This window comes from Desulfovibrio sp. (assembly GCF_019422935.1).
Lineage (GTDB): Bacteria > Desulfobacterota > Desulfovibrionia > Desulfovibrionales > Desulfovibrionaceae > Desulfovibrio.
Map to the genome: position 1 here is coordinate 188,212 of NZ_JAHZCJ010000006.1, position 23,481 is coordinate 211,692.

At 58.8% G+C, this 23,481-nt stretch carries 21 protein-coding genes; 13 read left to right on the plus strand and 8 right to left on the minus strand.

The genetic code is table 11. The annotated features are described in order from the left end of the window. Nucleotides 1–44 precede the first annotated feature (44 nt). From QZ383_RS09660 to QZ383_RS09690, 7 genes are all read left to right on the plus strand, one after another. Nucleotides 45–434, plus strand: coding sequence for a YraN family protein (locus QZ383_RS09660; protein ID WP_291445049.1), 390 nt, complete (start codon nt 45–47; stop codon nt 432–434). After that, nucleotides 376–1,227, plus strand: coding sequence for a 16S rRNA (cytidine(1402)-2'-O)-methyltransferase (gene rsmI / locus QZ383_RS09665; RefSeq protein WP_291444995.1), 852 nt, complete (start codon nt 376–378; stop codon nt 1,225–1,227). The genes QZ383_RS09660 and rsmI overlap by 59 nt, the downstream gene beginning before the upstream one ends. Before the next feature lie 178 nt (nt 1,228–1,405). Further along, nucleotides 1,406–2,155, plus strand: coding sequence for a PTS system mannose/fructose/sorbose family transporter subunit IID (locus tag QZ383_RS09670; RefSeq protein ID WP_291444997.1), 750 nt, complete (start codon nt 1,406–1,408; stop codon nt 2,153–2,155). A gap of 72 nt (nt 2,156–2,227) precedes the next feature. Beyond that, nucleotides 2,228–2,518, plus strand: coding sequence for an HPr family phosphocarrier protein (locus QZ383_RS09675; RefSeq protein WP_291444999.1), 291 nt, complete (start codon nt 2,228–2,230; stop codon nt 2,516–2,518). 1 nt (nt 2,519) lies between these two features. Further along, a complete protein-coding gene (gene ptsP / locus QZ383_RS09680; protein WP_291445001.1) occupies nt 2,520–4,292 on the plus strand; it encodes a phosphoenolpyruvate--protein phosphotransferase in 1,773 nt (590 codons plus the stop codon). Further along, nucleotides 4,289–4,744 carry an SsrA-binding protein SmpB gene (gene smpB / locus QZ383_RS09685; RefSeq protein ID WP_192113878.1) on the plus strand — a complete coding sequence of 152 codons (456 nt, stop codon included), beginning with the start codon at nt 4,289–4,291 and terminating at the stop codon, nt 4,742–4,744. Before ptsP ends, smpB begins: the two co-directional genes overlap by 4 nt. Nucleotides 4,745–5,038: 294 nt before the next feature. After that, nucleotides 5,039–7,726, plus strand: coding sequence for a ComEC/Rec2 family competence protein (locus tag QZ383_RS09690; protein ID WP_291445003.1), 2,688 nt, complete (start codon nt 5,039–5,041; stop codon nt 7,724–7,726). 76 nt (nt 7,727–7,802) lie between these two features. On the opposite strand, the gene QZ383_RS09695 is transcribed toward QZ383_RS09690, so the two are convergent. From QZ383_RS09695 to umuD, 5 genes are all read right to left on the minus strand, one after another. Then, a complete protein-coding gene (locus QZ383_RS09695; protein ID WP_291445005.1) occupies nt 7,803–8,669 on the minus strand; it encodes a glycine betaine ABC transporter substrate-binding protein in 867 nt (288 codons plus the stop codon). 13 nt (nt 8,670–8,682) lie between these two features. Continuing rightward, on the minus strand, nt 8,683–9,522 hold the full coding sequence (locus QZ383_RS09700; RefSeq protein ID WP_291445007.1) for a proline/glycine betaine ABC transporter permease: 840 nt from the start codon (nt 9,520–9,522) through the stop codon (nt 8,683–8,685). Next, nucleotides 9,512–10,720, minus strand: a complete 1,209-nt coding sequence (locus QZ383_RS09705) for a glycine betaine/L-proline ABC transporter ATP-binding protein (protein WP_291445008.1) — start codon at nt 10,718–10,720, stop codon at nt 9,512–9,514. Before QZ383_RS09705 ends, QZ383_RS09700 begins: the two co-directional genes overlap by 11 nt. Nucleotides 10,721–11,179: 459 nt before the next feature. Beyond that, nucleotides 11,180–12,508, minus strand: coding sequence for a Y-family DNA polymerase (locus QZ383_RS09710; RefSeq protein WP_291445010.1), 1,329 nt, complete (start codon nt 12,506–12,508; stop codon nt 11,180–11,182). Continuing rightward, a complete protein-coding gene (umuD, locus tag QZ383_RS09715) occupies nt 12,489–12,935 on the minus strand; it encodes a translesion error-prone DNA polymerase V autoproteolytic subunit (protein ID WP_291445011.1) in 447 nt (148 codons plus the stop codon). Before umuD ends, QZ383_RS09710 begins: the two co-directional genes overlap by 20 nt. A 209-nt stretch (nt 12,936–13,144) precedes the next feature. Between umuD and QZ383_RS09720 the strand changes: the two genes are divergently transcribed. From QZ383_RS09720 to QZ383_RS09740, 5 genes are all read left to right on the plus strand, one after another. Next, nucleotides 13,145–13,834, plus strand: a complete 690-nt coding sequence (locus QZ383_RS09720; protein WP_291445013.1) for a helix-turn-helix transcriptional regulator — start codon at nt 13,145–13,147, stop codon at nt 13,832–13,834. 71 nt (nt 13,835–13,905) lie between these two features. Continuing rightward, nucleotides 13,906–14,439, plus strand: coding sequence for a lysozyme inhibitor LprI family protein (locus tag QZ383_RS09725; RefSeq protein ID WP_291445014.1), 534 nt, complete (start codon nt 13,906–13,908; stop codon nt 14,437–14,439). 269 nt (nt 14,440–14,708) lie between these two features. Further along, nucleotides 14,709–14,879, plus strand: coding sequence for a hypothetical protein (locus QZ383_RS09730; RefSeq protein ID WP_291445016.1), 171 nt, complete (start codon nt 14,709–14,711; stop codon nt 14,877–14,879). A 122-nt stretch (nt 14,880–15,001) separates the two neighbouring features. After that, a complete protein-coding gene (locus tag QZ383_RS09735; RefSeq protein ID WP_291445018.1) occupies nt 15,002–15,382 on the plus strand; it encodes a hypothetical protein in 381 nt (126 codons plus the stop codon). Between the two features lie 94 nt (nt 15,383–15,476). Beyond that, a complete protein-coding gene (locus QZ383_RS09740) occupies nt 15,477–16,091 on the plus strand; it encodes a LysE family transporter (RefSeq protein ID WP_291445019.1) in 615 nt (204 codons plus the stop codon). Between the two features lie 163 nt (nt 16,092–16,254). Here the strand turns inward: QZ383_RS09740 and QZ383_RS09745 are convergent, their stop codons facing one another. The 3 genes from QZ383_RS09745 to QZ383_RS09755 form a co-directional block, all read right to left on the minus strand. Then, a complete protein-coding gene (locus tag QZ383_RS09745; RefSeq protein WP_291445020.1) occupies nt 16,255–20,172 on the minus strand; it encodes an MFS transporter in 3,918 nt (1,305 codons plus the stop codon). Next, nucleotides 20,169–20,528 carry a metalloregulator ArsR/SmtB family transcription factor gene (locus QZ383_RS09750; RefSeq protein WP_291445022.1) on the minus strand — a complete coding sequence of 120 codons (360 nt, stop codon included), beginning with the start codon at nt 20,526–20,528 and terminating at the stop codon, nt 20,169–20,171. Before QZ383_RS09750 ends, QZ383_RS09745 begins: the two co-directional genes overlap by 4 nt. A 200-nt stretch (nt 20,529–20,728) precedes the next feature. Further along, nucleotides 20,729–21,826, minus strand: coding sequence for a LacI family DNA-binding transcriptional regulator (locus tag QZ383_RS09755; RefSeq protein WP_291445023.1), 1,098 nt, complete (start codon nt 21,824–21,826; stop codon nt 20,729–20,731). Between the two features lie 308 nt (nt 21,827–22,134). On the opposite strand from QZ383_RS09755, the gene QZ383_RS09760 reads away from it, so the two are divergent. Next, complete coding sequence (locus QZ383_RS09760) at nt 22,135–23,478, plus strand: MFS transporter (RefSeq protein ID WP_291445025.1); 1,344 nt, start codon at nt 22,135–22,137, stop codon at nt 23,476–23,478. Nucleotides 23,479–23,481: the final 3 nt, after the last annotated feature.

Consider the following 23,481-nt stretch of genomic DNA (forward strand, 5'->3'; position numbering starts at 1 on the left):
CGCTTTTGGGCGGCAAGGATGAACCAGTCGTCGCCCCGGCCCATCTGAATCTTGGGCGCAAAGGCGAGGAAGCCGCCCGCAAGCTGCTGCAGCGCAGCGGCATGGAACTGCTGGACTGCAACTGGCGCAGCGGCAGGCTTGAACTGGATATTGTCTGCCGCGATGATGACACCATTGTTTTTGTCGAAGTAAAAACCCGCAGCGGTTCAACCTACGGCGGCCCCGCCGCCGCACTGACCCCTGCCAAGCAGCGTACCCTGTGCCGGGCGGCCAGGGCGTGGCTTGCGGCCCACGATGCATGGAGCAGCCCCTGCCGGTTTGATGTGGTCTGCATTGTGCGCGAGGGCGATACCCTGCACCTGGAGCACTGCCGCCATGCCTTTGAATGCGAACCGTCTGTGGATAGTGGCAACGCCACTTGGCAACCCTGGTGATCTTTCGCCCCGAGCGCGCGAGGTGCTGGCCAGCGCCGACCTTGTGCTGGCCGAGGATACCCGCCGCACTGCCCGCCTGTTGCGCGAGTGCGGCATTGAAGCCCGCCGCCTGCTGAGTTTTTACGATCACAACGAGGCCGAACGTCAAGAGGGCGTATTGCGCATGCTGCGTGAAGGCCAGACCGTTGCCCTGGTCTCCGATGCCGGAACGCCGCTCCTGGCTGATCCCGGTTATCGTCTGGTGCGGGCCTGCCGCAAGGAGGGCCTTGCCGTATCCCCCCTGCCGGGGCCTTCGGCTCCCGTGACGGCCCTTTCCGCCGCTGGCATTCCCCCGCTGCCGCACAGTTTTCTGGGTTTTTTGCCGCGCGATGCCGCAGGGCGCGACGCCCTTTTTGCCGCCTTTGCCCATGTGCCGGGCGCACTCATTTTTTTTGAGCGCAAGGATCGTCTCAAGGAAAGCCTCGCTCAGGCCGCGCGCATTCTTGGCCCCCGCGAGGTGGCCGTGTGCCGGGAATTGACCAAGGAACACGAGGAATTTATAGTAGGTCGTCTGGAAGACAGCGAGCTGCTGTCCGATGAACTGCTGGGCGAAATCACCGTGATTGTCGGCCCGCCGGAACATGCGGAGCGCACCCCAAGGGAAGAGGTGCTGCTGCTGGCCCAAAAGGAACTTGCCCAGGGCGGCAAACCCCGTCAGGTTGCCCGCAGAGTGCAAGATGCCGTGCGCGGCTGGTCGGGCAAGGAAATCTACGCTTTGCTGACGGGCACAGAACAGGCGGAGCCGGAAGCTTAGGGGCGGTCAGAGTGGTCGCTGGCAGCCCCGGCAAGACGGCTTTGCATCAGGCCAGCAGTTGCGCACGCTGCGGAATCATTTTGCGGCAGCAGTTCGTGGCTGAGTGATCGTAAGGCGGCGCTTTCCTTTTGAACGCGCCCTCGCCGCAACTGCCAAACCGGCATGCCACGGGGTTGCCATGTATCCCACACGCGTTGTACTTGCCTGCCTGGCGCGCACAGGCTGCATCAATGCAGCAATGACCGCCCGGGGGATGCAGCAGATAGGTCTGGCCTACGTGCTGGAGCCTGCCCTGCGCGAGCTGTATCCCGAGCCGCAGACCTTTGCCCGCGCCATGAGCCGTTATGCGGGGCACAGCAACACCCACCCCTTCATGATTCCCCTTTTTGTGGGCATCCTGCTCTCGCTTGAGCAGGCCATTGCCAAGGGGGCACTGCCGGAAGGCGCGCTGAATTCCGTGCGCGAAACACTGGCCACAACCCTTTCCGCCCTGGGCGACTCATTTTTCAGCGGCACATTGCTGCCCCTGTGGTCGCTGCTCAGCATCAGCCTGCTGCTGGCGGGCTTTACCAACATTGCCATGCTGCTGGCGGTGATCCTGTTTGGTTCCCTGTTGTTGTTCAGGTCCATCTGTTTTGTTTCCGGTCTGCGGTACGGGCTGACCACGCTCGCCCGCCTGCGCAAGCTCAACCTTATCAACTGGGTGGACAGGCTCAAGATGGTCAATGCGGCGCTGGCGGCACTGGTTATCTGGCATCTGCCCATCAGCACCATGAAGCCCTTTCCCTGGACTGCCTATGCCATGGGCGCCGCAGCGGTGCTTGCCGCCGCATGGCTCGTGGGGCGAATGCGCCTGCCAAGGCTGCTGCTTTGGATTGTGACAACAGGAGCCCTTATTCTCGTGGACTTGGGCTTCATAGGCATGTAGAATATACGTGTTTTTCGGTAGTGGACACGCTTTGTCCCCCTTTGGCCGATAAAACGCTCATAAGGTAGGATGATGGAAGAAGCCATAGAACAAACGCCGCGAGGGCTGGCGCTAAGGGTATGCATTGGCCTGCGCAACGGCCTGCACGCCCGACCGGCGGCCCGGCTGGCGCAAGAGGCGCAGCGCTATGCCTCTGACATACAACTTGTCAGCGACACAGGCGAGGTAGACGCCAAAAGCATGCTCGACATACTTTCTCTTGCGCCCCCCGCCAATGCGGAACTGACCCTGGTGGCTCAGGGTGACGATGCCCGCGAGGCCCTTTGCGGTCTGGCACAATTTTTAACCAATTTACAGGACTGACATGGCCCGCGCGGTACTTTTCGGCACACCTGTTTCGCCTGGCATAGCCATAGGCAGGGTGCGCTTCATGCACAAGGCACGGCAGGATGACGAGCGCCGCATCTCTGCCGCCGAAGTGGCTGCGGAGCAGGAGACCCTGCGCGCCGCCGCTGAAAGCGTGCGCGCCTCGCTGGCCGCGACCATGGAAAATGTGCCGGAAGACCTTTCGGAATACCGCGACGTTATTGCCGCCCAGATGGAAATGGCCCGCGACCCCAAGCTGCTCAAAGCCGCGCTGGCCCGCATAGAAAGCAACCTTGTGTGCGCCTCGTGGGCCCTCAAGCTCACGGTGGATGAACTGTGCGCGCTGTTCAGAAGCATGGACGACGCCTACCTGCGTGACCGCGCCCAGGATATTCGCGCCGTGGGCCTGCGCCTGCGCGAGCATCTGGCGGCAGACCCGGCCCACAGGGGCGAGGATGAAACCCCCGGCGTGCTTGTGGCAGAAGACCTCTCCCCCGCCGACGTCATGGAACTCAACCTTGACCGGGTGCTGGGCATTCTGACCGCAGAAGGCGGCCCCACCTCCCACACGGCCATTTTGTCGCGCGGGCTGCACATTCCCTGCCTTGCGGGCGTTACCGGGCTTATGGACATTGCCCGCGAAAACGAGACGCTGGTTGTGGACGGACTCGGCGGCAGCGTGCTGCTGAGCCCCGATGAGGCTGACGAAGCCCGTTTCGCGGCCCGGCGCGAGGAATATACGGCGTGGGAAGACCTCACGCTCAAATCTGCCCGCTGGCCCGCAGAAATGTGCGACGGCGTGCGCGTGGAAGTGCAGGCCAACCTTGAAGGCACCAATGAACTGTCGGCCCTTGCCCAATGCGGAGCCGACGGAGTGGGCCTGTACCGCACCGAATTTGCCTATTTTACCGACCGCCTGCCGTCGGAAGAAGACCTGCTGGCAGAATACGCGGCGGTGGCCCAACGGGCCGCGCCGGACCGTGTGGTTTTTCGCACGCTTGATGTGGGCGCGGACAAAATGCTCCACGCGCAGGCAGTGCTCAAGGAGCCAAACCCGGCGCTGGGGTTGCGCGGCATTCGCTTTTGCCTGCGTCATCAGGGCATTTTTCGCACGCAGTTGCGGGCGCTCATGCGCGCCGGGGCCATGGGCAACGTAGCCATCATGCTGCCCATGATTTCCTGCCTGGATGAAGTGCAGCAGGTGCGCCGCATCATGCAGGAGCTGCATCAGGAGCTTGCGGCGCAAAATCTGCCCCATGCCCCCCTGCTGCCCCTTGGCGTCATGGTTGAAACCCCGGCTGCGGCCCTTATTTGCGACGCCCTGGCGCGGGAATGCGACTTTTTCAGCATCGGCACCAATGACCTTATCCACTACATAATGGGCATTGACCGCAACAACCGCCATGTGGCCTACCTCAACGAGCCGCTGCATCCGGCTATCGTGCGCTCGCTCAAGCACATCATTGACGCCGCCCACCGCGAGGGCATAGGTGTTTCCGTCTGCGGCGAGCTTGCTTCTGATCCCTTTGGCCTGGCCCTGCTGCTGGGCATGGGCGTGGACACTGTGTCCGCCGCCCCCCGATTTGTACCGGGCATGAAGCACCTTATACGCCAGTTCAACGCCCAGACCTGCATGGATCTGGCCAACAGCGTGCTGCTCAGCACCGATGTGGCCGCTTCCAAGCGCATGGTGCGCGAAGCGTTGCAACAGTCACTGGGACAGGAACTGGCCTTTCACACCACAAGCCTTTTCACATACAGTCACCCATGAGCCAGAAAACACCCCCATCCACTGTGGCCCTGAACAAAAAGGCCCGCCACCTCTATGAACTTTCCGAGTTCACCGAGGCGGGCATTGTACTGACCGGCCCGGAAGTCAAAAGCATCCGCGCGGGCAAGGTCAACTTTATCGACAGCTACGTAGACTTTCGCCAGGGAGAAGCCTGGCTTGTTTCGCTGCACATCGCGCCCTACGCCAACGCGGGCTACGTGTCGCAGGAGCCAGACCGCGCGCGCAAACTGCTGCTGCACGAGCGGGAAATTTCCAAATTCGCGGGGCTGGTGGCCCAGCAGGGCCTGACGGTTGTGCCCGTGCGCCTCTACTTCAAGAGGGGCAAGATCAAGGTAGAAATTGCCCTCGGCAAGGGCAAAAAACTGCACGACCACCGCGAAACACTCAAACGAAGGGCGGAGGAACGGGATATGGCCCGGGAGCTGTCCTAGGGGCTGCTTCTAAATAATTCTTTTGGCCGATCACTGCGTCATCCAGCATTTTTTACTCCAGTCATGGACAGAAAAAGTCCACTCCTGTCGTAAAAAATACTGTTTTCCTTGTCCTTGGCGCAAAATTTTTTATTTAGAAACAGCCCCTAGATGCAAATTTCCTTCGAAAATGTGCATTTTCAAAGTTTGCAAGACACCCGCTTCGGCGTTTAGCAGCGCAGATAAACTGCGATTGCGTGAGCAGGTGCTCTTGCTGCAAGGGCGCGACACCTCACATCTCTCCCAAGGCTCTTCATGCGGCACCCTCCATTGCAAGCCCCCCTGCTCTGGCAGACGTATCTGGGCTTCTGGATAGCGGGCATTACCGCGGCCCCCTGGCCCCTGCCCTCGCTTTGCTGCGCCGTGCTGCTGTTTTTTGCGGATGCCCGCCTGTGGCGCGCCGCGCGCACGGCTCTGGCCTCCTTGTGCCTTTTGGCGGGATTTCTGACAGGATACTGGCAGCTCTATGGCTGCCCGTGGCAAACACTGCTCACAACAGAGGAGCAGGCAAGGCAAACGGGCCAGCCGCTCCAATGGCTGCACGAATCTGCCCAGCCGCCGCGCGTGTGCGGCATTGTGCGCGATATGCAGGGCCTGCCCGACAATCGCCTGCGCCTGCTGCTGAGCGATGTGCGCCCCGCATATGCAGACGGCAGAGGCAGCCTGACCGCTGCCTCTGATGCTGCCGCAATACCGCCAGACGCCGCAAATCCAACGGTTCGCCCCCTGCCCGGCAAACTGGCCTGGACATGGGAAGCCCCCGCTGCCTCCATAGCCCTTTCTCCTCCGCTCCCCGGCCAGGCAGTCTGCCTGACGCGCCGCCCCATGCCCGCGCAGGGCTTTGCCAACGAAGGCCAGACCGACTGGGGCCTGTGGCTGGCGGCTCAAGGTGTGCGCTGGCGCATGTGGACTCTGGGCAATCAGGGAGAGCCGCGTATTTCCGGCCAGCCGTCCCTCTCCGCCCGCTGGCGCGAATCCTTGCGGCAGGATTTTGTGCACGCGCTGTTTCCGGCCCAGAAGGCGGCACAGCCCCATGTGGGAGGGCCAGACGAAACCATAGCGGCTGGCGCTTCCCCTCCGCCATCCCATAACAAACCCACGCCGTACAAGCTTTCGCAGGGCAAGGCCATCCTGCTGGCTCTGCTCTTTGGCGACAGGCAATACCTGAACCAGCAGACACTGAACAATTTTGCCTCGGCCACGCTTGTGCACAGTCTCGCCCTTTCCGGCCAGCACCTTACCGTGGCGGGCCTTGTGGGCCTGCTCTGCGTACTTGCCGCCGCGCGGGTTCGCCCCGGCATCTACCTGCGCCGCCCCCGCGCCGTCTGGGCGCTACTGGCAACACTGCCGCCAGCACTGGCCTACCTGTGGCTGGGCGATGCCCCGGCGTCATTGCTGCGGGCTGCCGTCATGCTGCTGCTTCTTGCCGTCTATTTTTTGCGCGGGCGGCCCCACACAACACTTGATGTGCTCTGCGCCGCCCTGCTCTGCATCAGCGTGGTCTCCCCGCTGAGCATGCTGGACACAGGCCTGCAACTTTCCGTGCTGTGCGTGGCGGTTATCGGCATGAGCCTGCCCTGGCTGCGGGTGCTGGCCCCGGAACCGGATACGGCTGCGCAAATGCGGCAAACCGGTGGTTTTGGCAGACATGTGAATCAGAGGCTCCGGCGGGGAACCTGGGTATTAACGCGAATATTTCTGGTTTCCCTGGGCATCCAGATTGCCCTGCTGCCTCTGAACATGCTGCTGTTCAACAATATGGGGCACTGGTTCTGGCTCAATGTGCTCTGGCTGCCAGTAGCCGACATGCTGGTGTTGCCCGCCTCGGTGCTTGGCCTGTTTCTGTCCGCGCTAGGCCTTGACCTTGCGGCGCGGGCAGTGCTGGACATGGCGGCTCTGCCCTGCCAATGGCTTACAGACTGCCTTGCGTGGCTGGCTGGCGCAAACCTGTTGCTGCCCCCGGCCCTGCTGCGTCCGCACTGGACAGCCCTGCCGGCTTTTGCGGCCTTGCTTGGGGCGCTGGCGCTGAAGGCGGGGCGCGCAGACCTGCCCCGCGCGGCGCAACGTCTGCTGCTGGCCGGGGCGCTGCTGTTATGCGTTGGCCCTATCCTGCGCACTGTAGAGCGCCTGTCAGACCACATTCGCCTTGATGTGCTGGATGTTGGCCAGAGTCAGGCCCTGTTGCTGCGTCTGCCGGGGCATGTGCGTCTGCTGCTGGACGGCGGGGGCAGCGCCTCGCCGCGTTTTGATCCGGGGCAGGCGCTGGTGGCCCCGGCCCTGACCTATAATGACGCGCCGCACATGGCCGCCGTGCTCAACACCCACCCAGACCTTGACCACATGGGCGGATTACTGCACATACTGCGCGTTTTTCGCGTGGATCACCTGCTGGACAATGGGCGCGAAGGCAAGGGCAGCTGGGGCGAACAGTGGCGTGCGGCACGCACGGACCACCACAGCCGCGGCCTTGTGCGTGGGGATGTTCTGATACTGGGCAAACCGTCTCTGGGGCTGCGCCTGGAAGTTTTGCACCCGCCAATGAACGAGTGGGACGCATGGCAAGGCAACGATGCCTCGGTGGTGGCCCGGCTGACCCAGCATGGCCGTGGTCTGGCCCTGTTTCTGGGCGATGCGGAACGCCCGGTGCTGCGCCGTCTGATTGATAATGGCGATGACCTGCGCGCCGAGGTTGTTGTTGCGCCGCACCATGGTTCTGCCACAGGGTTTCTGCCGGAATTTTATGAGGCGGTGCAGCCCGGCGTCGTGGTCGCCTCATGCGGATTTGAAAACCGCTACGGCTACCCTTCGCAATCGCTGCGCGCGTGGTGCGCTGCCGCGAGCGCCCCGCTATATTACACAGGACGTGACGGCGCAGTGCGGATTATCTGGCCCTCGCGGGGCGACAGCCTTGGCCCGCCAGCCGTACATTCCGCACGCCCCTGAACGCATACACCCCGGCGGCCTTTGCAGGCAACCGGGGTGCATCAGGAGGAACAACAGCGCCTCTTGCAGGTATCGATTATTTTTTAAGCCAGGCTTCTACCATCTGGGGATTTTCCTTTATAAAGCGGCGGGCGTTTTCCAGAGGATCTGCGCCCTTTTCCTGATTCCAGTTCATGAGCCTCTGGAGCTGGCTTGGATCTTCGTACCGGAAGTTGGTCAAAAAGGCCCAGGCATCAGGATGATCCTTTTTCAGCCCTTTGCGGCCAACCTTGAAGATGCCTTCTTCCTTGCCCAGGCTGCCCAGCGGATCATCCAGATAATGCATCTGCCAGCGGCCAAACATCCAGTGGGGCGACCATGCCGTCACCACAATCCACTCCTGCTTGCGGATGGCCTCAGCCAAGCTGGAGGTCATGATGGTTCCACTGCCCTCCACAAGCTGCAACTGCTTTATATCATAATCTTTCAGAGCTTTTTCCGTAAGCTGCATCAGGCCGGAACCCGGATCAATGCCCACAATGCGCCCCTTGAACTTGTCCGCATTGGCGTCCAGTTCATCAATGGACTTGAGCGGCACATAGTCCGGCACGGCCAGCCCCAGACGCGCGCCGCCCACAAGCTTGCCCAGCATTTCCACCTGATTTTTCACCTTGCCGTACATGGCGGCGTGGGTGTCGGGCAGCCATGCCGTCACCATGGCATCGGCATCGCCGGTAGCAATACTTGTCCATAATATTGGCTGGGTAACGGGCAGCAATTCCACCTTGTAACCGAGCTTGTCTTCCAGCACGGCCTTGGCAAGATTGCTGGAGGCAGTGGCGCAATCCCATTCTACATAGACAATTTTAAGGGTTTTGTTTTGCTTGCTGCTGGCAGCGGCCTGAGCAGGCCACGCCCACAAAACCATGATGGCAAGAACCATTATAAAAAGTCTGCGTGTCATTGCGTCCTCCCGTCTAGTTTTGTCCGGCGCATTTTTGCGCCAACGCACGAAAGAGGCGATCAAGTGTGATTGCCACGATAACAATTCCAAGCCCGGCTTCAAAGCCATTTCCTATCTGCAATCTCTGGATTGCTTTCCAGACTTCGCCGCCAAGACCGCGCGCGCCGATCATGGCGGCAATGACCGCCATGGAAAGTGCCAGCATGATCGTCTGGTTCACGCCTGCCACAATGGTGGGCATGGCAAGGGGCAGCTCAAGCTTGCGCAGGCGCTGCACACGCGTGAGGCCAAAGGCCTCGGCGCATTCCACAAGATCAGCAGGAATCTGCCGGATGCCCAGACAGGTTAGGCGAATGGCTGGCGGCACGGAAAAGACCACCGTTGCCACAACGGCGCTTACCTTGCCGATGCCGAAAAAGGGAATGGCGGGGATAAGATACACAAATGCGGGCATGGTCTGCATAACATCCAGCACGGGCATGATGATCTGCCTGCCCCAGCGCGACACAGCCGCCAGAATGCCGCAGGGAACCCCCAGCAACACGGAAAGCAAGGTTGCGGAAAGCACCAGGGCAAGCGTGCTCATGGTCGGTTCCCACAAGCCAAGATTCCACAGCAGGGCAAAGCCCAGCATGGAAAAGGCGGGCAGCTTGATGCTGCGCGTAGCCCACCAGCACACAAGGCCCAGCAGGAGGATGAAAAGCCAGGGCTGGGGCAGCATGAGCAGGTTTTCAAACCCGTCCAGCAGCGTGCCCATTGCCGCAGAACCAGCGCGGGTAAAATCCGAGCAGGTTTCCACCAGAAAATCTACGGAGGCGTCAATGCTTTCGGCCAGGGGGATTCTAGGCAGCATTTTGACCTCCCGCTTCCATGCCCTCCACCATTGCCGCCAGCAGCAGGCCGCGCACGATGACGCCCTGGAGCCTCTGTCGTTCGTCAACAACGGCCAGCGGATAAGGAAGTTCAGCCATGATGGGCATTACGTCTGAAATGGGTGTCGAGGGCGCGACGGTTGTTATGTCGCGCTGGGTGATGGCGGCAATGTCCGTCTTACCTTCGGCCACCATGCGCTCGGCATCGGCGGCATACAGAATGCCTGCAAATCGCCGCTGCCCATCAATGACAAAAAGGGAGCTTATGGAATGCGCGGCCATCTTGCGCAAAACGGAATGCGGCCCGTCAAGGCCCAGCACGGCCCAGTCTTCTGACCTTTTCATGATGCCGCCCGCCGTGAGTACATGGGTGACGTCGGCGGAGGCCACAAAACGGGCCACATGATTGTTGGCAGGCGATTGCAGTATCTGCTCCGGCGTGCCGGTCTGCACCACCGCGCCGTCCTGCAACAGCACTATGCGGTCGCCAAGCCGGAAGGCCTCGTTCAGATCATGGGTAATAAAAATGATTGTCTTGCGGATATCCTGCTGGAGCGTCAGGAGCTCCTCCTGCATTTCCTGGCGGATAAGCGGATCAAGCGCGCTGAAAGCCTCGTCCATCAACAGCACTTCCGGCTCCATTGCCAGGGCGCGGGCAAGGCCCACACGCTGTTTCATGCCGCCGGAAAGCTGCCGGGGATAGGCGTTTGCCCATTGGGAAAGGCCAACGCGCTCAAGCACCTCGCCGCTTTTTTTCAGGCGCAGAGCCTCGTCCATGCCCATGGCCTCAAGGCCGAAGGCCGCATTTTGCAGCACTGTGCGATGTGGAAAAAGGGCAAAATTCTGAAAAACCATGCCAAAGCAGCGTTGCCGCACGCGGCGCAGCTCGCGCAGTTTCATCTGCATGATGTCCTGATCATCCACCAGCACGGAACCAGCCGTGGGCATGATGAGGCCGTTAAGGCAACGCAGCAGTGTAGACTTGCCGCTGCCGGAAAGCCCCATGACCACAAGCAGCTCGCTCTCTGCAATATTGAGGGAAACATCACGCAAGGCAATGGTGGAGCGTGTCTGCCGCAAAATATCTTCGCGGGAACGCCCCTTGGATGCCAGTTGAAGGGCATGTTCCGGGTTTGGCCCAAAGACCTTGAACAGATTCTTGACGGAAATCTTCGCCATATACTCTCCTTCTGCCGCAGCAGAAAACCGCCGCGGGTGTAGCCCCTGGGGAGGGACGAGTATATGGAAGCACGGCCCCAATATGGCCGTCAAAACGAACGGGCTGGAGTCATCAGCGCAGACAACACCAGCTCTTGAACGCCTCCTCGGTTACTACCGAACTTCCATAATGTTAGGACAAAATCGTTAAACAGCCACAACAGAAAAAATCACAACTCTACACATAGCATGTCATAACAAGAGTCCATGATATTTGTAATTTCTGCACCAATGATGATACCGTACTATAAACTAGAACTTTGTGCAAATCCTGGATCTTGCTGCGATGTAATACAAAATAAATAATGTGTTGCATCATAAATTTATGCAAAATATGCAAAGCGCAAACAGCACTTGCACCATGACGAGCAGATACACTCAAGGGGCGGGAAATTGAAGAGTGAGGGGGAAAAGGCGTTTTCAGCAGCGGGCAAGCGGGAGCTCATCCCAGCAGGTTGTGAGGCGGGGGGAGCGGTGTTCCTGCCGCATATGCCAGGGAGCATCGCCCATGCCCTGCGCGCCAAAAATAACGGTATCGCGGCCAAAACGGTTATTGATGTTGTCCAGTGAGCGCATGAGGCTCTGCCGCCGCCCGTCGCCGCCGGATTCAAGCCCGGCCGCAAGGGCCAGCAGACTGCCTTGCACAGCATCAGCCCGCTCAAGGCCGTAAAGCATCACCCCGGCCTTGGCATAGGCAAAACCGGGCAAAAATATGCGCTCCAAACCATCCAGCGCCGTGCGGATGAACATCTGGCTATCAGCCGTAGGCATGGGCAGGGGGCACTGGGCTGACTGGTCGTAGAGCCGCTCCCCCGCTGCCGCCTGACCGGGCCGCGCCGTGCGGATATGAACGCCAAGCCCGCTGGCCACAAGGCCCTCGCGCCGCAGCCGCGTGGCCGCCCGCACGGCAAAGGTGGAAAGCGCCTGTGCCAGCATGGCCTTGTCGTGGATGCGCTGCGCAAAAGAACGCGTGGACATGAGTGTTTTGCGCGCCACAGGAGCAGTCTCGTTGCCGAGGCAGGGAACGCCGCGCAATTCCAGAGCCGTGCGCCAGCCCGTCACGGTGAGCAGACGGCGCAGCATGATGTCGTCAGCATTTTTCAGATGCAGGGCCGTGCAGATGCCCTCGGCCCACAAGCGCCGCGCCTGCCGCCGCCCCACGCCCCAAACATCCTCAACGGGCGTACCGGCAAGTATGCGGTCGATGTCGCGCTCTTGCCGTGCCAGGGAAAACACGCCCCCGTAGGACGGATGCTTTTTGGCCACATGTGTGGCAATCTTGGCAAGGGTGCGCGTTGCTCCAACCCCGACGGAAACCGTGATTCCCGTCCAGCGCTGGATGCGTTGACGCACATCGCGGCAGAATTCGGGCAGATTGGCCCGCTGGGGGGCCTCAAGCCGCAAAAAGGATTCATCAATGGAATACGGCTCCACCAGAGAGCAGCACTGCTCAAGGATGCTGATTACCCGTGCGGAAATATCGCCGTAAAGAGCGTAATTGGAGGAGAATACTGCCACGTTCAGCGCGCGCAACTGGGAACGCAGCTTGAATTCCGGCGCGCCCATAGGAATGCCCAGAGCCTTGACCTCAGCCGAGCGCGACACAATGCAGCCATCGTTGTTGGAGAGCACCACCACAGGGCGGTCGGCAAGATCAGGCCGGAACAGTTTTTCGCACGAGGCGTAAAAATTGTTGCAGTCCACAAGCGCCCACAAAGACGCTGGCGAATCAGAGCTTGTGGACGACATAGGTCACAACGCCCCAGATATGCACGAATTCGCTTTCTGTGATATCGATGGGGTCAAACTGGGGGTTCTCGGGGGCAAGCAAGACGCGCCCTTCGCGGCGCAGCAGACGCTTGACGGTCAGCTCCCCTTCCAGCGCGGCGATAACCACCTTGCGGTGCCCGGCCTCTACCGAGCGGTCAACCACCAGCAGGTCTCCGTCATGGATACCCGCCCCCAGCATGGATTCCCCATGCGCGCGCAAAAAGAAGGTGGCAGCCTCATTGCGCACCATGTACCTGTGCAGATCCAGCTTGCAGTCGAGGTAATCCTCCGCCGGAGAAGGAAAACCCGCCTCCACGGGCGCAAGATACAGGGGCAGCCCCGCCCTGTGGTCAGAAATGACCGCTGCCGGAGCCAGCAGTTCCAGCGAAGACGAAATGAAAGCCATACCGCCTCCTGTGGATCGGTTCACCGCAGCCCGATGGGTGCGGATGGCAAAATCTGCAAAAATGCGGACAAAACCGCGCGACCATCAGCTTTTAGCTTATTTTATCCTTGCAAGCAACGCCTGAGATTGATACCCTGAATGAAAAGTTGAAACAACCCCGCCGAAAGCGTGTGCGGCAATCACCCATTCGCGCGGAAGCGAGGAACGCCATGCCTGAAAAATCAGACTTCAAAGAAACATTGCAAAGGCTTATGCAGGCCCTCAGCGTGGTCAGCGATGCGGAACTGGCAAGATCGCTGGGCATCACCCCGCAATCCGTGAGCGGAGCGCGCAAGCGCGGCGAAGTGCCGCCTGCGTGGATTCAGACCTGCGCCGCCCAGACAGGCGTAAACGCCCACTGGCTTTTTTTTGGCAGCGGCCCCATGCGGCTGCCGGAAGCGGCAGATGGCGAACTGCCCAGCATTCAGGCGGATTTCGAAACCGATCTCATCAGTGTGCCGCTGGCAGAAGCGCGGCTCTCTGCCGGAACGGGCAGTCTTGAGGTCAACAGTCACAGCCAGGGCAGCTATGCCTTCAGGGGCGACTTTTTACGCCGCAAGGGCAACCCCCGGCGCATGGTGCTCATGCGTGTTTCTGGCGACAGCATGGTGCCGGAAATTTTTGACAACGATCTGGTGCTGCTGGATCGGGGCCAGACGGAAATCAGCCCTGGGCGGCTTTATGCCGTTGGCTTTGAAGACGCCATCTATATAAAACGCATAGACAAGCTGCCCGGCAAGATTGTGCTGAACAGCGTCAACCCGGCCTATCCGCCTGTGAGCCTTGACCTGCGCGGCGACTGCGCCGAGCAGTTCAGGGTTATTGGCCGCGTGCTGTGGTCTGGAAGGGAATACAGGTAAGAATGCTTGCGCACGGCACCCGGCGCGCGTACACTTTCAACATATCAGGTTTTTTCGCCAAGGAGTCTGGGATGTCGTCTGCTCGTCTATCCTTTGCAACGTTCTTTGCCAATTTTGCCGCATTCAGTGTGCTCTGCGCCGTGCTGCTTGTTGCCCACCCCGCCCTTGCCGCAGAGGCTGCGCCGCAAGCTGCGCCCCCGGCGCAGCAGGATGCCAGCGCCACTGCTGCCGCCGACAGCCCGGATCAGCAAGACTCCGCCCTTCCGGTGGAGAATCTGTTCAGCCAGACCTATCAGGCCTGCATGGACGAAGCTGCGGGGGTGACAACTGGCATGCAGGACTGCATGAATGCGGAACAGGAGCGCCTTGAAACCCGCCTGAACGCGCAACGTGCACGCGTTGCCGCCACCCTTACTCCAGAACGCTCCAAGGCTTTTAATGACGCCCTGAGCGCGTGGGACACTCTGCGCAAAAGCGGTTCCCTTGCCATGTTTGACCCCAACGGCGGCACCCTTTCGCCACTTATGGCATCGCTCTGGTACCTGGAACAAACCGCCCGCATGACGCGCTGGGTTGATGTTTTGCAGGAAAGCGCCGAGCAGTAGCGAACAAAATCCGGCATCACGGCTGGTGCAAATCAATGACAGCAAAGGCGCATCCTTGGGGGTGCGCTTTTTTTGTACCCTGACCTCTCGCGCGGCTGGCAAAGCAAAAGGCTCCATAGGCAATGCGCACTGCCAGGCCCCTCGAAACAGCCCACCGACTTATTGATATTACTATTTTAGCAAGTTATCATATTTCAATTTACCGTCTCGCGCAGTCATGATCGTCTCAATTAATGACGGAGAACAAACTTTTTACAAAGAATGATGTCATGGATTCCAGCCAGGCGCTTTCCCAAGTTGAAAAATCTATTGTTGAGGGGCTTGCAAACCTTTCAGAGGCAATTAAACTCCATATTCCATTTGGTGTTACAAAAGATGGAAAGTTTATAAAATATATTCCTGAGCGCTGTCTGACCACGTATTTGCGAACACGCTTATAAACAATGGATTCGTTGTATTTAACGAGCACAGTTACAAAAAAATAACTGACGAAGCTGGGACAGCAAAGCTTGATCTTCTTGCCAGAAAAATTAGTCCGGTAAAGGATGAAGCAATCCAGCTTATGGTCGAGGCAAAAGGGAATCAGGATGCAGGCTACGAATCAATTGTTGCTGATATTGCAAGAATGAAAGAGAGGCATCTTGATCCTGAAATTGGTTCAGGATTTAAATCCAATAAACCGGAAGAAGAGTTCGGGCACAGGTTCAACATTGTGCTGACAACTGACTGGGGTTACAAAGAATTTTCAACATGGTGGCTTGATAATGAAGATGCCCCGAGCATCAAGAACCATGATGGAAACACGGCAAAGACACGAAAGGTTGATTGCTGGAAGCCCCTGAAGGATGAACTGAGGCATGCCAGGCGGAGAGTTCATCACCTGTTGACAAACACTGAATATAACTACTCTGGTAATGCGCTGTATGCCATTTTTTCAAAGTAACAAATGCAGCCTGCAAAGCATGTTATGATGCCGAGCGATTTGCCGCATACAGCAAAAAGACCGCCAGATGGAACTCCTCTTATTCTGTAAAAGCATGCTTCTCGGCCTGGCCGTGGCAGCTCCCCTTGGCCCCATCGGCGTATTGTGCATAAGCCGCGCGCTTGAACGCGGCTTTTGGGCCGGGGTAGCCGGGGGGCTGGGAACAGCTCTGGCCGATGCCATCTACGCGTGCCTTGCAGCAATCGGTTTTTCAGCTTTAACGACAACACTGGCGACGCTTGCCCCGTGGCTCAAGCTTGCAGGCGGTCTGTTCATGCTTTGGCTTGGCTGGAAAAGCCTGCGGCCAAATCCTCATCGGCCGTCAACACATGCCCGCACCAATGATTTCAGGGGACTCTCCGGCACTATCGCCTCCACATTCCTTCTTACGCTCACCAACCCGGTGACCATCTTCTCCTTTGCGGCACTGTTCGCTGGCCTCGGATTGACCGACGCGCCGGGGACAGCCAATGCCCTTGCCGTTGTTGCGGGAGTATTTCTGGGGTCGTTATTGTGGTGGCTCTTGTTGAGCGGCGGGGTTGCCCTGGCTCAGCGGCGCTTGCCCGAAGGATTTTCCCTTTGCGTATCAAGAATGTCCGGGGTAGTTCTTATGGGTTTCGGCTTTTATGCGCTTGGCTCTCTGCTCTACACGATAATTCGGCAACCTTGAGAGTAGCCGCTATCGGAGCTTTCCCCGCATAGCGGCTCGTGGTGCAAATATAAACATGCCGCGCCTCACCACTTCCAGCAATAATCAAAGGTATCACAAAAGGGCCGCAGGAACATATATCGTCCCTGCGGCCCTTTGCATAACAGCATTCTGGGTACGTAAACTAAACCGCGTCAGAATTCCCTTTCAACGCTCTGTAGTCAGTTTTGCCGCTGCCCAGCAGGGGGATGGCCTCCACCTTCACAATGCGCTTTATCGCATACAGGGATGAAAGCCCCGCCCCACGCAGGGCGGCATTCACTTCCGGCAGGGAGAGCGCCATCGGGGTGAAGAGCATAATTGCCGAGCCGTTTTCTTCCGCAGTGGCTTCCACCGCCAGCGCAGGCCCTTGCTCCGGCGCATCGCCCCGTTTGCCGAATATTTCAAGCAGCACGGATTCGATCTGCGGCAGAGAAATCATTTCTCCGCCAATCTTCACAAAGCGCTTGAGCCGCCCCTGGAAGGTCAGGCGGCCAGTTTCATCCATTCGCACAAGGTCGCCGGTGCGGTACCATGTATGGCCTTCAAACTCTACAAAAGGCGAGGGCGCATCACTCAGGTAGCCGCCAAAGATGCTGGGGCCGCGCACCAGAAGCATGCCGGTCTGCCCCTCCGCCACGCGCCCGCAGATATTGCCGCCCTCTTCGCGCACAAGGGCCAGCGTTACCGAGGGCATGGCGTGTCCTATGGTTCCGCACACAATGTTGCCCGGCCTGTTGACGGAAACCACCGGGGAGCATTCCGTAACGCCATAGCCCTCGCAAAGCGCCGCTTGCGGACATTGCGCGGCAAAAGCGTGGTAGACGTGATCCTGGCATTTCTCCGCCCCCACAAAGGCGCAGCGCAGGCTTGCCAGATTCTCTGTCCCTGCTGCCCGGTCAAGCACTGCCCCAAGAAATGTAGGCGGCGCGGCCATGAGCGTAAGCCTGTAATCGCGCACCATAGCCGCCAGCGGGCCGGGCTCAGTGGGGTTGGGATGAAAGGCGGCCCGGATGCCCAGCGACAGGGGCAATACAATATTCACCATGAGGCCGAAGGAATGGAAGGGCGGCAGCATGGCAAGCACGCTGTTGTCCGGCTCCAGGTGCAGCACCTCCACAATATCGCGGGCATTGGCAAGCAGATTGGCGTGGCTCAGGGGCACGGCCTTGGGCAGGGATTCCGAGCCGGATGTAAAGAGCACAGCCGCTATTTCCGGCACCGCGTATTTTTTCAGATTGCGCAGCAGGCGGGCTTTGAATGCGCCGCAGAATTTTTCCCGGATGGTCAATGATGTTGCCAACTTGTCCAACAGCACCCACTGAACAGGCAGGGAGGCAAGGCCCAGCCCCTGGCGTTCCAGCCTATCCTGCAAGGCCGTTGCGCTGAGAATATGGCTGACCCCGGTTATAGTAATGCAGTGGCGGAGGTTGGCTTGCCCCACCGTCCAGTTGAACAGCACAGGCGTCTTGCCTGCCAGCAGTGCGGCAAGCCACACCGTAACCACTGCTGGCGCGGCGGGCAGCATGATGCCAAGGCGTTCGTCGGGCAGCGCCCGCAAGCGCGAAGACAGAATCAATGCGCCCATCAGGATGTCCCTCCGGTTGCGCAGGCTTGCACGGTCTGCCAGCAATGGCTGGGCAGGGGCTGAACGTACTTGGGTCAGAAAAGCGTCGGCTATGGTTGCGGCATGTTCCGGTATGGCGAGCTTGTGCCCGGCGGCAGGCGCAAACCAGCCAGCGGGCGCGGGAGCGTCCGCATTGTTCTCGCCAAGCTGACCGCTTGCCGCCAGCAGGCAATCACGCACAGTAACCAGAAGCTCCAGATTCGCTACGGTTGCTCCCTGCGCACCTTCAAGACTGAGGGACAGATCCATGAGGGCCAGGCTGTCCAACCCCAGATCGCCGCCAAGGGTCATGTCGTCCGAGAGCGGCTGATTTTCCGGCAGGCCCGCCGCCTCACGCAGGGCCGCATACACAGCGGCGCGCACTTCCGCAGGGATATCCGCCTCCTCTGCCGTTCGGTTTTGCGGCACGGCATCCAGAATCCGGGCCTCGCTTCCCTGCCAAAAAAAACGGGGAAATTCCTGCGCCGGGCGCTCCGCCTGATTATAAAACTGCTCCAGCCAGGGGTTGAGCGCACGTTTGTCGCCTGTGCGGGGCAGATCATCAGCCTCCACAAACTCCACCGTCACAGGGCGACGCGGGGTGAAGAACAGCAGGTTGGCAACTACCGCCAGCGCGCCACGCAACAGCACCTTGCCGAAATGCGGCGCTTTGCCTGTGGCACCGTAGCCGAAAACGCTGCCCCACAATCCGGTTGTGCGCACCAGCACCACGCGCAGGTCGGGCATTTTTTGCAGAATAAGAGCTGCCCCGGAGTTGCCGCCGAGGCTCTCCCTGGCCGAGCGATAAATCCTCCCTGCCGGGTATAGCAAAACATTGTCCCCAGCCTGCAAGGCATCCAGCACGGCCTGCATGCCAGCCTCAACGCCTTGCCGGGCCTTGGCCCCATCCTTCATGGCGTCGGGAATAAGCACGGCGCGCAGGGCCTTTGCTGCCAGCCGCCCGAGCGGGCCTTCCATCTGGCGCTCGTCTGCGAGGGGGCGCGGCGCATGATTCGCCAGCAACGAGTAGACAATAATGGGGTCAATCAGCGCGGGGTGATTGGGCATAAACAGGATTGGGCCGTGGCCGGATATGGTTTCCAGCCCGGTCGCAGTCACGCGGTAGCGCAGGCCCAGCAGCAGGCGCAAACACAGCCCCGCAAGGCTGAAACGCTTGCCGCAAGAAAACATGCGGGTAATTCGCACTGCGGCCCAGCTGATGAAAACCAGCGCCGCAAGACCGCTACCAGCCAAAAGCCAGGCTGGCGGCACCTTGCCCAGCCATGCGAAAATCAAACCGGAAAGAAGGATGCCGCTGAAGCACGAAAAGTTGGAAATCCCCAGTGTTTTTCCTTTCTCCGTGGCGGCTGGCTTTACCTGAATAAAGCTCACAAGTGGTATGAGGTACAATCCACCGCAAACACCGGAAAACGTCAGCAACAAGAAAAGCCATACAAATTGCAGCGCCTCCGGCAGCAAGGGGGCAAGGCCCGCAAGCACGAGGCCAAGGCCAAGCCCTGCGCCAGCCGGAACCATAATGCGCCGCCAGCTTGTGGCCTCGTACCGGCCAGCCAGAACGGAACCCACGCATATGCCAATCATCATCGCCACAGAAAGCAGGCTCGTAACGGTAAGCGAAAAGCCCAGCTGGATGATGCCGAGATTATTGATGCACAGCAGGGCAAAGGACGAGAGGCAGTAGAAAAAAGCTTCCCCTGCAAGTGTAAGGAACAGATGCGGGTCACGCCTGCGGCACTCCAGCGCGTGGAGCACGGAATGCACAGGCCCCAACAGGGGAAAGGGAGCGATCGCCCCGGCAGAAACAATGCTTTTGCCAATACCAAAGGCGGACGCCAGCCCGATAGCAGCGATAAATACAGCCACCGCCCCCACTGCCATTCGGCCAAAACCGTGATCCCCCTGCGGGATGAATGCGGTAAATGCAGAAAATTCGGGCAGATCCAGCACAACGCCCCCGGCGGCGATACCCAGCAGAATAGTTGCCGTGGTTGCCAGTTTGAGCAGGGCATTGACCCGTGGCACTTCCTGCGGAGGAAAGCTTTCCGGTATGGCTCCGTTAAGGGCGGGGCTGAAAATTGTGGATTGCAGACCCATCAAGAAGACCACCGCCACCATGCCCGCCCAGTTCATATCCACGAGCGCCCAAACGCCATAGAGCATGGCCGCCAGCTCCATAAATTTTGACCAGATGACCATTCTATTTTTAGGCATGCGGTCTGCCAGCCACCCTGCCCAGGCAGAACAGGCCACAAACGGCAGGGCGAACATGGCGGAGGCAATGCCCTGAATGGACTCAAGCCCCGCACTGGCGGCAAGCAACAGAGCGGCCTGTTTGAAAAAGTTGTCGTTGAATGTGCCCATGGCATAGGTGGTGCCCATGCTCAGCAGGATTTTTTTTCCATTGGCTGCCGGGAGTGATTCTGGCGACTGGCTCATGCGTTTGTTCCCTTTTCAGCTTGGGGCCGCGCGGCAGCCCCTTCTTGCAGGTCTTCTTCAATAAAGAGACGAAGTTTTTCCAGAGAATCCAGCACAATATGGTGGCATACAGAATACAGGGCCTGCCTGCCTTCGCGCCGCACGGTGAGGATTCCGGCTTTTTCCAGCACTGCCAGATGGTGCACAATGGTGGAACGGCCAAAATCAAATTCTGCGGCAATATCCTTGATGGAAAGCTCCTCGCCGGGCTCGAACAAAAGCAGGATGCGCTGGCGGGTGGTATCCCCCATCGCGGCAAATACTGCGGCTACGGGCTGCCAATGTTCAGGGAGGGTATTAAGGTACGTTGTTCTCATAACTATATAACTAGTTTTTTAGTTATAATATGTCAAAGGAAATTTTTTACTCAATTATACCTAATAATTGCCTTGGATAAGCAGCAAAAAGGGCAACAGAGGCATCACTGGTCAGGGGGACAAATCCCTCGGTGAAATACTCCCTATTTCCCGGTCAGTATTGTCCGCAATGTGCGCAGGATTCGTAACGCGCGCTGCCCCTAGCCGCCAGCGCGCGGCGCAGCAGTTGATGTGCGCGTAATGAGCTTATGGCTGTATTCCACGCGGGTGATATTTCGGTCAGAGGCCGCACCGCTGATTTTATTGTGCAAAATTTCCAGCGCGTTGCGGCCTTTGTCGCGCATATAATGCTCAACCGTGGTCAGTGCCACGCCCGCAAAGCCTGAGGGAAAGATATTGTCAAAGCCGCAAACGCTGTAGTCGCCGGGAATGGTAAAGCCTGCTCCGCGCACGGCATCTATCACGCCGTAGGCCACCATGTCGTTCACCGCCACAAAGGCGGTAATTTTTTTGTCGTCAAGGCATTTGCGCGCCAGTTCAAGCCCCACAATGTGTTCGATCTGCAAATTCTCCAGCTCTGTCTCGGGGGTGATATCCCGGCTTTTTACCAACACCGTGCCTTGGGGGCACAGCTGTGCAAAGGTGTCGCGCAGACCCTGCAATCGCTGCATGCGGATGGGGTTGGCCTGATCCAGCGTGGTGGAAATGTAGGCCAGATGCCGATGCCCCAGATCGTGCATATGCCGGGCAATGAGGCTGCCTGCGTCGTAATTGTTCAATTCCACGGTATCCACGTTAAGATCCTGCCGCCTGTCGCCAATAACAACCATGGGCAACTTGCGGTCTGCCTTTTCAAGCACTTCTTCCGGATGGGCCAGCATGGCAAAAATAATGCCCGCCATGCCCATATTGCGCGCAAGGCGCAGGGCCGCCAGCTCGCTCTCAAGGCTGCGGTAGGTGGTATAGATGCTGGTGGCATAGCCCTTGAGCGCGGCGGCCTGCTGCATGGCCTGAATAACGGTGGAATAATATGGGTTGGTGACGTTGGGGGCCACCACAAGCACTGAGGGAACATTTGCACAACCTGTTGCCCTTCTTGCTCCTCGATAGCCCAGGCTTTCCGCCGCCGCAAAAACTGCTGCAATGGTTTCGTCCGCAAACGAAACACCTTCGCGCCCATTGAGCACCATTGAAACCGTAGCCTGGGAAACTCCGGCAGCCTTTGCCACATGGGCAAGCGTAACTTTTTTTGCGGCGGTATGCCTGACGCGGCTCTTGTTGCTTGTTTCTGCCGTCATGGCAGCCTCCTGTTCAGTCATGGGCGATCCCACACGGCGACGCATGGAAACCAGGCCTAAGGCTTTATTCAGATTTTTAAGTATCAAAAGAATTATTTTTTATTTAATAAATATTCAATTGACACAAATTTTTTCAGCGTGATATCAAACCCTAAATTTAGCCATATTCAACATTATTTTTGAAGTGGAGGCAATTAAAAAATTTTATATTAAAATTTTATTCCACCGCATGATTAAAATTCAATTAAAATTTTAATTGCACCCGCAAAAGAATTGCGGTGCTGACAGCCCACACGGAGGGTGTCTGTATGGACGACAGCTCACAGCAAAAATACGTTCCTTCCAAAAAAGAAATGCGCAAGGTCGTAATTGCCAGCCTGCTTGGCGCAACCATTGAATGGTACGACTTTTTCCTCTACGGCGTGGTGGCGGGTATTGTGTTCAACAAGCTCTACTTCCCCACCGCCGACCCCTTCATCGGCACCATCATGGCCTACAGCACCTTTGCCATCGGCTATCTTGCACGCCCCCTTGGCGGCTTTATCTTCGGCCATTACGGCGACAAGCTCGGCCGCAAGCGCATGCTCATTCTCACCATGCTCATCATGGGCATTGCCACAATGGGTATTGGCCTTGTACCCACCTATGCCTCCATTGGCATTGCCGCGCCCATCATCCTGCAAACGCTGCGCCTGTGTCAGGGCCTTGGCCTTGGCGGTGAATGGGGCGGCGCAGTGCTCATGACCTATGAGTACGCCAGTGATCGGCAAAAAGCCTTTTACGCCAGTATTCCCCAGATGGGCCTTGCCACCGGTCTGTGCCTTTCTTCCGGCATGGTCGCCCTGCTCTCCTGGCTGCTGGACAACGAGCAGTTCCTGGAATGGGGCTGGCGCTTTGCCTTCCTCGTGAGCGTGGTGCTCATCGCCATTGCCCTCTATGTGCGCACGCATATTCTGGAAACCCCAGAATTCCGCAAGGCCGAAGCCAAGGGCGATACCAGCAAGAAGACCCTGCCCATCGTGACCGTTTGCAAGAACTATCCCGGCAATATTGCCCTGGGCGTTGGCGCACGGTGGATTGACGGCGTGTTCTTCAACGTGCTGGCCGTGTTTTCCATCACCTATCTGGTGCAGCAGATCCATACCTCGCGCACTGAGGCACTTACGGCGGTCATGTTTGCAGCCCTGCTCATGTGCCCCTTTATCCTGATCGCCGGCCGCCTGGCCGACCGCTTTGGCCGAGGCCGCATTTACGGCCTTGCCAGCCTTGCCTGCGGCATTTCCGTCTTCCCCTCGTTCTGGCTTATGCAGAGCAGCGGCGGCAACATGTTTCTGGTTGGCCTTGCCATCGCCATCCCGCTGAGCATCTTTTACGCTGGTGTTTTTGGGCCTGAGGCCGCGTTGTTCTCTGACCTCTTCCCGGCTGAAGTGCGCTACACGGGTATTTCCATCGTGTACCAGTTCCCGGGCTTTCTGGTTGCGGGCATAGTGCCCGGCGTGTGCACCGCCCTGATCCAGTGGAACGACGGCGATCCTTTCTACATCTGCATCTTCGTACTCGTAGCCGCAGCAACCAGCGCGTTCTCTGCCTTTACCATCCAGGCGCGGCATAACAGACTGGCTGCGCAGGCTGCGGGAACCGCTCAGGGTTAGCAT